General features: G+C 70.7%; 6 protein-coding genes and 1 pseudogene. 4 read left to right on the forward strand and 3 right to left on the reverse strand.

The annotated features are described in order from the left end of the window. Window positions 1-308, forward strand: a pseudogene (locus tag IZR01_RS46330) (ribonuclease D); the annotation flags it as partial. Window positions 309-396: 88 nt separating this feature from the next. Here the strand turns inward: IZR01_RS46330 and IZR01_RS46335 are convergent. After that, window positions 397-882 carry a winged helix-turn-helix transcriptional regulator gene (locus IZR01_RS46335; protein ID WP_194896322.1) on the reverse strand — a complete coding sequence of 162 codons (486 nt, stop codon included), beginning with the start codon at window positions 880-882 and terminating at the stop codon, window positions 397-399. A gap of 151 nt (window positions 883-1,033) precedes the next feature. On the opposite strand from IZR01_RS46335, the gene IZR01_RS46340 reads away from it, so the two are divergent. The 3 genes from IZR01_RS46340 to IZR01_RS46350 all read left to right on the forward strand — a co-directional run bounded on the left by IZR01_RS46340 (window position 1,034) and on the right by IZR01_RS46350 (window position 5,368). Then, window positions 1,034-1,702 (forward strand): FMN-dependent NADH-azoreductase, encoded by a 669-nt coding sequence (locus tag IZR01_RS46340; protein WP_194896321.1) that lies wholly within the window; start codon window positions 1,034-1,036, stop codon window positions 1,700-1,702. Window positions 1,703-2,039: 337 nt separating this feature from the next. Continuing rightward, entirely contained in the window at window positions 2,040-3,254 is a 1,215-nt protein-coding gene (locus IZR01_RS46345) for a thiolase family protein (RefSeq protein ID WP_194896320.1), read from the forward strand. After that, complete coding sequence (locus IZR01_RS46350; RefSeq protein WP_194896319.1) at window positions 3,251-5,368, forward strand: 3-hydroxyacyl-CoA dehydrogenase NAD-binding domain-containing protein; 2,118 nt, start codon at window positions 3,251-3,253, stop codon at window positions 5,366-5,368. Before IZR01_RS46345 ends, IZR01_RS46350 begins: the two co-directional genes overlap by 4 nt. A 6-nt stretch (window positions 5,369-5,374) precedes the next feature. Here IZR01_RS46350 and IZR01_RS46355 read toward each other — a convergent pair whose 3' ends face one another. Next, window positions 5,375-7,159 (reverse strand): dynamin family protein, encoded by a 1,785-nt coding sequence (locus IZR01_RS46355; protein ID WP_194927548.1) that lies wholly within the window; start codon window positions 7,157-7,159, stop codon window positions 5,375-5,377. A 2-nt stretch (window positions 7,160-7,161) separates the two neighbouring features. Further along, window positions 7,162-7,893 (reverse strand): hypothetical protein (locus IZR01_RS46360; protein WP_228561334.1); only part of this gene is annotated, 732 nt, incomplete at its 5' end.

The following is a 7,893-nucleotide window of genomic DNA, read 5'->3' on the forward strand; positions in this document are numbered from 1 at the left end:
GCGACGGCCCGCCCCCGGTCCGCGCCTGGGCGGACAAGGACCCCGCCGCGGCGGAGCGCCTGACCGCTGCCCGGGAGGCCATGGCCGGCCTGGCCGCGCGGTACTCCCTGCCGGTGGAGAACCTCCTCGCCCCGGACTCGCTGCGCCGGCTGTGCTGGAACCCGCCGGCCGCCGCCCCGGGCGACGAGCAGGTCGCGACCTTCCTGACCACCGCCGGGGCCCGGCCGTGGCAGGTGCGGCTGGCGACGCCGACGATCGGCGGAGTGCTGCGGGAGGTGGCTGCGCGGGCCAAGGAGTCGGGGGAGTGAGGACTGCGCTATTAGAGGACTGAGCTATTTAGAGGACTGAGCTATATAGAGCTGAACTATAAGAGGGCTGCGCTATAGCGGGAGTTCGCTATAGCGGCGCTGCCACGTCCGCCTTTGAGCTTCCCTCCAAGGCCGCGTCATAGGTGTCCCGCTGTGTCTCGATCAGCTCAGCGTGGTCCGCGGCCCAGTTCACCAAGCCCAGCACCGGCACCAGCAAGCTGTGCCCCAACTCCGTGAGCTCATACTCCACACGCGGTGGCACCTCCGCATAGACGGTCCGCGAGATCAGCCCGTCGCGTTCCAGGTGCCGTAGGTTCAGCGTCAGCATCCGCTGCGAGATCCCGCCGATGCTCTGCTGCAACGCGGTGAACCGCAGCGGCCCCTCGTGCAGGCCGCCGATGATCATCAGGCTCCACTTGTCGCCGATCCGCTCCAGCACGGTGCGGACGAAGCGGCCCTTGCCGCCGTGCTCCTGACACGCCGCCGGCGGTCCGGGGAACACCGGGGCCGGCGGCGGCGCCAGCGGGGGGTACTCCTGCCCCGACTGCGGTTCCCGCTGAGCCTCCGTCACCATCGCTTCTCCCACTCTCGCCGTGCCGGGTGCCTGACCTGGACGGTCACATCCATGTGCCTGGCCGTACCCGGGTGTGCCTTTTGTAGACCCTTCGTCGATCACCCATCATAAGCCACGAACAAAAGGTAACCATCGAGCTGAGGAGTATTCCATGGCCACCCTGCTGCACATCGACGCCTCGCTGTTCCCCGACGGGGCCAGCGCCTCCCGCGCCGTCACCTCGACCTTCGCCGACGCCTGGCGCGCGGCCCACCCCGAGGGCACGGTCGTCCACCGCGACCTGGCCGCCGATCCGCTGCCGCACATGGACGTGCTGACCGTCTCGGCCTCGTACGCCGCCCCGGAGGACCACAGCCCGGAGCAGGCCGCCGTGCACGCCGCCCGGCTGGCCCTGGTCGAGGAGGCGGAGAACGCCGACGCGATCCTGATCGGCGCCCCGATGTACAACTTCGGCCTCTCGTCCTCGCTGAAGGCCTGGATCGACCACATCATCCTGGCCGGCCGCACGCTCGGCGAGGGCACCCAGTCGCTGGCCGGCAAGCCGATGGTGATCGTGGCCTCCCGCGGCGGCTCCTACGAGCCCGGGACCCCGCGCGAGGGCATGGAGTTCGTGAAGAACTACCTGGCCGCGGTCTTCTCGGCGCACCTGGGTGTCACGCCGGAGTTCATCACCATCGAGCTGACGCTGGCGGACACCGTCCCGGCCATGGCCGAGCTGAAGCCGTTGGCCGCGGCCTCGCGGGCGGCCGCGCTGGCGGACGCCGAGGTGAAGGCCACCGAGCTGGCCAAGCGGCTTTCCGGGGACCCGGTTTCGGTCTGAGCGCGCGGATCGTCGTCTGATCGCTGGAAATGTGCTGGCGATATCTGGGCTGTCTGGTCTGTGTGGTCTGCCTGGGCCTGGTCTATCTGGTCGCGCGAACCCCGGGGACCGGCGTCCGGCGTCCGGCGACCGGCGTCCGACGGCGAGAAACGTGTGCGGGTGTGCGGCTCGGTCCAAGCGAGCCGCACACCCGCGCGGCCCTCCCGAGGTTCGTCTGCCACGCTGGTCGCGCGACCGCCCGGCGCCGTGACCGCGGTCACCACACCCCGCGCTCGCCGAACCTTGTTACTCGTGAGTAGCATGGTCGCAGAACCGTTCCGTGTGGAGGAGAGCCAACGTGCCTCAGACCCAGAGGGCCGTGCGACAAGTGGTGTTCGTCGACGGCGTCCGTACCCCGTTCGGCAAGGCCGGCCCGAAGGGCGTCTATGCCGAGACCCGGGCGGATGACCTGGTCATCCGCTGCATCCGCGAGCTGCTGCACCGTAACCCGCAGCTGCCGCCCGACCGTGTGGACGACGTGGCGATCGCCGCCACCACCCAGATCGGCGACCAGGGCCTGACCCTGGGCCGGGTCGCGGCGCTGCTGGCGGGCCTGCCCAAGACCGTCCCCGGCTACTCGATCGACCGGATGTGCGCCGGCGCGATGACCGCCGTGACCACCACCGCCGGCGGCATCGCCTTCGGCGCGTACGACGTGGTCGTGGCCGGCGGCGTCGAGCACATGGGCCGGCACCCGATGGGCGAGGGCGTGGACCCGAACCCGCGGATCGTCGCGGAGAAGCTGGTCGACCCCTCGGCGCTGGTCATGGGCTCCACCGCGGAGAACCTGCACGACCGCTACCCGGAGCTGACCAAGGAGCGCTGCGACGCCTTCGCCGCCGCGTCCCAGGAGAAGTACGCCAAGGCGCTGGCCGCCGGCAAGTTCCAGGACGTCCTGGTCCCGATGGCCGCCCGGCACGCCGAGAAGGGCTACGCCGTGGTCACCGCGGACGAGCCGCCCCGCCCTGGCACCACCGTGGAGGACCTGGCCGCGCTCAAGACCCCGTTCCGGGTCCGCGGCCGGGTCACCGCGGGCAATGCCGCCGGCCTGAACGACGGCGCCACCGCCTGCCTGCTGGCCGCCGAGGACGTCGCCGAGGAGCTGGGCCTGCCGGTCCGGATGCGCCTGGTGTCCTACGCCTACGTCGGCGTCGAGCCGGAGGTCATGGGCATCGGCCCGGTCCCGGCCACCGAGAAGGCGCTGGCCAAGGCCGGCCTGACCATCGAGGACATCGGCCTGTTCGAGCTGAACGAGGCGTTCGCGGTTCAGGTCGTGGCCTTCCTGGACCACTTCGGCATCGCCGACGACGACGAGCGCGTGAACCCCTACGGCGGCGCCATCGCCATCGGCCACCCGCTGGCCTCCTCCGGCGTGCGCCTGATGACCCAGCTGGCCCAGCACTTCGAGGAGCACCCCGAGGTCCGCTACGGCCTCACCTCGATGTGCGTCGGCATCGGTATGGGTGGAACGGTCATCTGGGAGAACCCCCACTGGAGCGGAGAGAGCAAGTGACTCAGGACCTGACGGCTCTCGCCACAGAGCTCTTCCCGGACGAAGTGGTCACCAAGGCCCCAGTCCAGTTCTTCGACCTGCCCGGGCACTCCGGCAAGTTCGCGCTGATCACCCTGGACAACGGCTTCGACCACACCAAGCCGAACACCTTCGGCCCCGGCGGCCTGGTACAGCTCGGCGCCGCCATCGACGCGGTCCAGGCCGCGGCGAAGAACGGCGAGATCGTCGGCGTCGGCGTGACCGGCAAGCCGTTCATCTTCGCCGTCGGCGCCGACCTCAAGGGCGTCGAGGTCGTGCGCGACCGCGACCAGGCGCTGGCCATCGCCCAGGCCGGCCACGACACCTTCAAGCGGCTGTCCGCGCTGCCGGTGCCCTCGTTCGCGTTCGTCAACGGCGCGGCCATGGGCGGCGGCGTCGAGGTCGCGCTGGCCTGCACCTACCGCACCATCTCCTCCGGCGTCCCGGCGCTGGCCTTCCCCGAGTGCTTCCTCGGCCTGGTCCCCGGCTGGGGCGGCTGCACGCTGCTGCCGAAGCTGATCGGCCCGGACGCCGCGGTCACCGTCATCGTCGAGAACGCGCTGTCGCAGAACCGGATGCTCAAGGGCCCCAAGGCCTTCGAGCTCGGGATCGCCGACGCGATGTTCGAGCCGGTGGCGTTCCTGGAGGAGTCGATCGCCTGGGCCGAGCAGGTCATCAACGGCTCGGTCTCAGTCCAGCGCAAGGAGTTCGGCGCCGAGGACTACGCCGCCGCCGTGGCGCGCGGACGTCAGGTCGCTGATTCGAAGGTGCACGGCGCCGCCCCGGCTCCGTACCGCGCCCTGGACATCATCGAGAAGATGGCCACCGCCTCCAACGACGAGGGCTTCGCCCTGGAGGACGCGGCGCTCGCCGACCTGATCATGACGAACGAGCTGCGGGCCGGCCTGTACGCGTTCAACCTGAATCAGAAGCGTGCGAAGAAGCCGTTCGGCGCCCCGGACAAGGCGCTGGCCCGGCCGGTGACCAAGGTCGGCGTGGTCGGCGCCGGCCTGATGGCCTCGCAGTTCGCGCTGCTGTTCGTGCAGCGGCTCCAGGTGCCGGTCGTGCTGACCGACATCGACCAGGAGCGGGTGGACAAGGGCGTCGGCTACGTGCACGAGCAGATCGGTCTGCTCCAGCTCAAGGGCCGGCTCAACCAGGACCAGGCGAACCGTCTCAAGGCTCTGGTATCCGGTTCGCTGACCAAGGACGCCTTCGCCGACGCCGACCTCGTCATCGAGGCCGTGTTCGAGGAGATGTCGGTCAAGCAGCAGGTGTTCGCCGAGGTCGAGGCCGTGGTCCGGGAGGACTGCGTGCTGGCCACCAACACCTCCTCGCTGTCGATCACCGAGATGGCCTCCAAGCTCCAGCACCCCGAGCGGGTCGTCGGCTTCCACTTCTTCAACCCGGTGGCCGTGCTGCCGCTGCTGGAGATCGTGCGCGCCGAGAAGACCGACGAGGCGTCGCTGGCCACCGCGTTCGCGGTCGGCAAGACGCTGAAGAAGTCGTGTGTGCTGGTCAAGGACGCCCCGGCGTTCGTCGTCAACCGGCTGCTGACCCGCTTCCTCGGTGAGGTCACCGCGGCGGTGGACGAGGGCACGCCGATCGAGGTCGCGGACAAGGCGCTGGAGCCGCTGGGCCTGCCGATGTCCCCGTTCGTGCTGCTGGAGCTGGTGGGCCCGGCGATCGCGCTGCACGTCGCCGAGACCCTGAACGCCGCGTTCCCGGACCGCTTCCACGTCTCGCCGAACCTGGCGAAGCTGGTCGCCGCGGGCAAGAAGGCGATCTACAAGTGGGACACCGGCGTGCCGGTCATCGACCCGGAGATCGTGGAGCTGTTCGAGCCCGGCACGTCGCCCTCGACCGAGGAGCAGCTGCGGGACCGGGCGCTGAAGGCGATGGCGCAGGAGGTCGACCTGATGCTCTCCGAGGGCGTGGTCGGCGAGGCGCAGGACATCGACCTGTGCATGCTGCTCGGTGCCGGCTGGCCGTTCCACCTCGGCGGGATCACGCCGTACCTGGACCGCGCCGGGGTGTCGCAGACCGTCACCGGTCACCGATTCCTGGCGCCGGGGGTGGCTTCCCTGCCGGAATAAGGGTACTTAAATAGAAGGCTGCCCCTGTCCCCCGCCGGACGGGGGCACGCTTTTTTCTCCCGTGTTCCTGACAAGTCCCTGAGTCAGGGTCCTGGCTCTGACATAGCGTTCATGTTCCGCGACGAGCGGGGCGAACAGCAGCTGCTCGGCCGCCCCGCGCACCCGCTCGGTCATGCGTTCGCTCACCCGGGCGCGCAGCCGGGTGGCGGCGCGGCTGGCGGCCGGCTGGCAGAGGAGATCCAGGAACGCCCCGGCCGCCAGCGCGACGAGCGCCACAAGGATCGGGAACGGGACCGGGCTGGTGTCCGGCAAGGTGGAGTCCCTGCCGCCGCCGGAGGCCGCGTAGGCGACGGCGCCGCCGATGCCGACCAGCGCCGCGGTCAGCAGCATCCAGTGCAGCACCTGGACCGCGGTCCACCAGCGGGGGACCAGGCGCGGGCCGACTTCGGTGCCGGACAGCGTGGTGTCGAGGGTGTCGGACAGGCTCTTCACACAGCGGTTCCCGATGTTCCGCATCTCCTTGGCCCACAGCGGCGGCAGCGCCTCGGCGACCTGGTCCACGGACGCGGCCACGGCGTGCACGACGTCGTCGTGCTGGATCGGCGGCGGTGCCGGCTCGCTGTCCATCGCGCCGGTCCAGGGGGCGTAGCGGGCCTCGGCGCCGCCGCGGACGCGGGATATCAGGGTTCGGGTGGCATGCCGGAGCGGCCAGCCGGTGACCAGGCAGGCCCGGCGACGGTAGGTACCGTCTATGAGGTCTGACATCGCTTGCAGGCTGGTGCTGTCGCCCAGAGCTCGAAGCGTGGCGGATTTCGCTTGCGGCGTAAGGGTTTCTGGATTCTTGCCATCGCGCGGCGTCAGCTCGGCGGCGATGAGGGTGGCGGCTCGGTCGACGTCCGCCTCACTGCGCAGGAGGGCGGCCGGCTTGTGCCTGACCCGCGTCGCTATCAGCTCCCTGAGCTGGTGCAGCCCTTCGCCGGTGCGGGTCGAGGTCAGCACGACCGGCACCCGGCTGAGCCCGGATTCGGCCAGCATCCTTTGCAGGTCGGCGACGCAGGCCCGGGCATCGGGCGCCGCCAGCTCGTCGCTCTTGTTGAGGACGACGACCAGCGTCTCCTGGTGGTGGCTGAGGTGGGTCAGGTAGCGCTGGTGCCAGGAGGCGTCGGCGTACTTCTGCGGGTCGGTGACGAACAGCAGCAGGTCGGCGGCGGCGGTGGCGCGGTCGGTCTCGTCCCGGTGCGCCCGCACCGCGGAGTCGTGATCGGGGAGATCGATCAGGACCAGCGGGGCGAGTTCGGGCTCTGATCGGCGATTGGTGCCGTTGAGCAGCGTGCTCCGCATGACCCGGTTCTCCCGCGCCACGCCGATGCGGTCCAGCAGCGCTTGGACGTCACCGGCAGGCCCGTCATCGGCGTGCCCGTCACCGGCAGGCCCGGCATCGGCGTGCCCGGCATCCCAGACGCAGGCCATCCCGGTGGTCGTGGTCGGCCGGATCGCGCCGACCGGCGCCAGATCGTAGCGAATCAGGGCATTGAAGAGCGACGACTTCCCGCTGCCCGTCGCCCCGGCGATGACGGTGACGACGTGGGCGGGGGACAGGGCGATGCGCTCGTGGACCCGGCGCAGGATGCGGTCGGCCTCCCGCGCGGTGAAGTCGGACAGGCGCTGGTCGGTCTCCTTCAGGAGGGCTTCCAACGTCGCCAGGCGCGTGGTGAGGGCCTTGGGCCCGCTGCTTCGCGCCGGCTCCCGCTGTTCGGAGGGCATGGCTGCGAGCCCGGTGTTGAAGTCCATGCTCAGTCTCTCTCACTCCGGGCCGAGGCCAGCGCCGCGCGCGCCGCCGCGAGGTCCTGCGCCTGCCTCGGATCGAGCGCGTAGGCGGCCAGCAGCGCGCGATGGGGTTCGGCCACGCGCTCCAGCAGACGGCTGTTGGTGTCTTTCAGAGCGGTGGTCGCGATGGCCCTGAGCCGATCGGCGTCTTCGTGCCCGAACATGGTGCGCAGCAGGCCCAGGGCGGCGGTGGCGGCGGCGTCGTCCTCGCCCGACTTCGCCCCGCTCCCACTCCCACTACCCGCCAACGCGGCCACACCCAAAACCAGGCCCGCTCTGCGAATCCCGGACCCGGCCGGCCCGATCGTGCGCGTCGTCCGCCGCGAATGCGACTGATCGAGGATGACGGTCGGCAGCTGATCAAGCCATTCGGCGGCGGCCCGCGCCGGATCCGCGGCCCGCCGGACCGCCTCATCCACCGGCCCGACCTCCGGCGCCCCGGGCGTCAGCCCCCACTGCTCCACGGTCTTGCGTACAGCCCGCTCCAACGCCGCGCGATGCCCCCGCGCCACGGCCTCCACAAGCGCGGCGCGCAGCGGCGCGGTGACGGCGTCATGCGCGGTCGGATTATGAAAGCGCGCACTCCAATCCGCCTCACCCCCGCGCTTACCCCGCTTACGTTTCCGGCCCGCATCTTCCGCCCCGAACAGAGCACTGACACGCCCCGACCCCAACAACTCCTGCCACCGGACCCGCAC

This window comes from Catenulispora pinisilvae, assembly GCF_015356865.1.
GTDB lineage: Bacteria > Actinomycetota > Actinomycetes > Streptomycetales > Catenulisporaceae > Catenulispora > Catenulispora pinisilvae.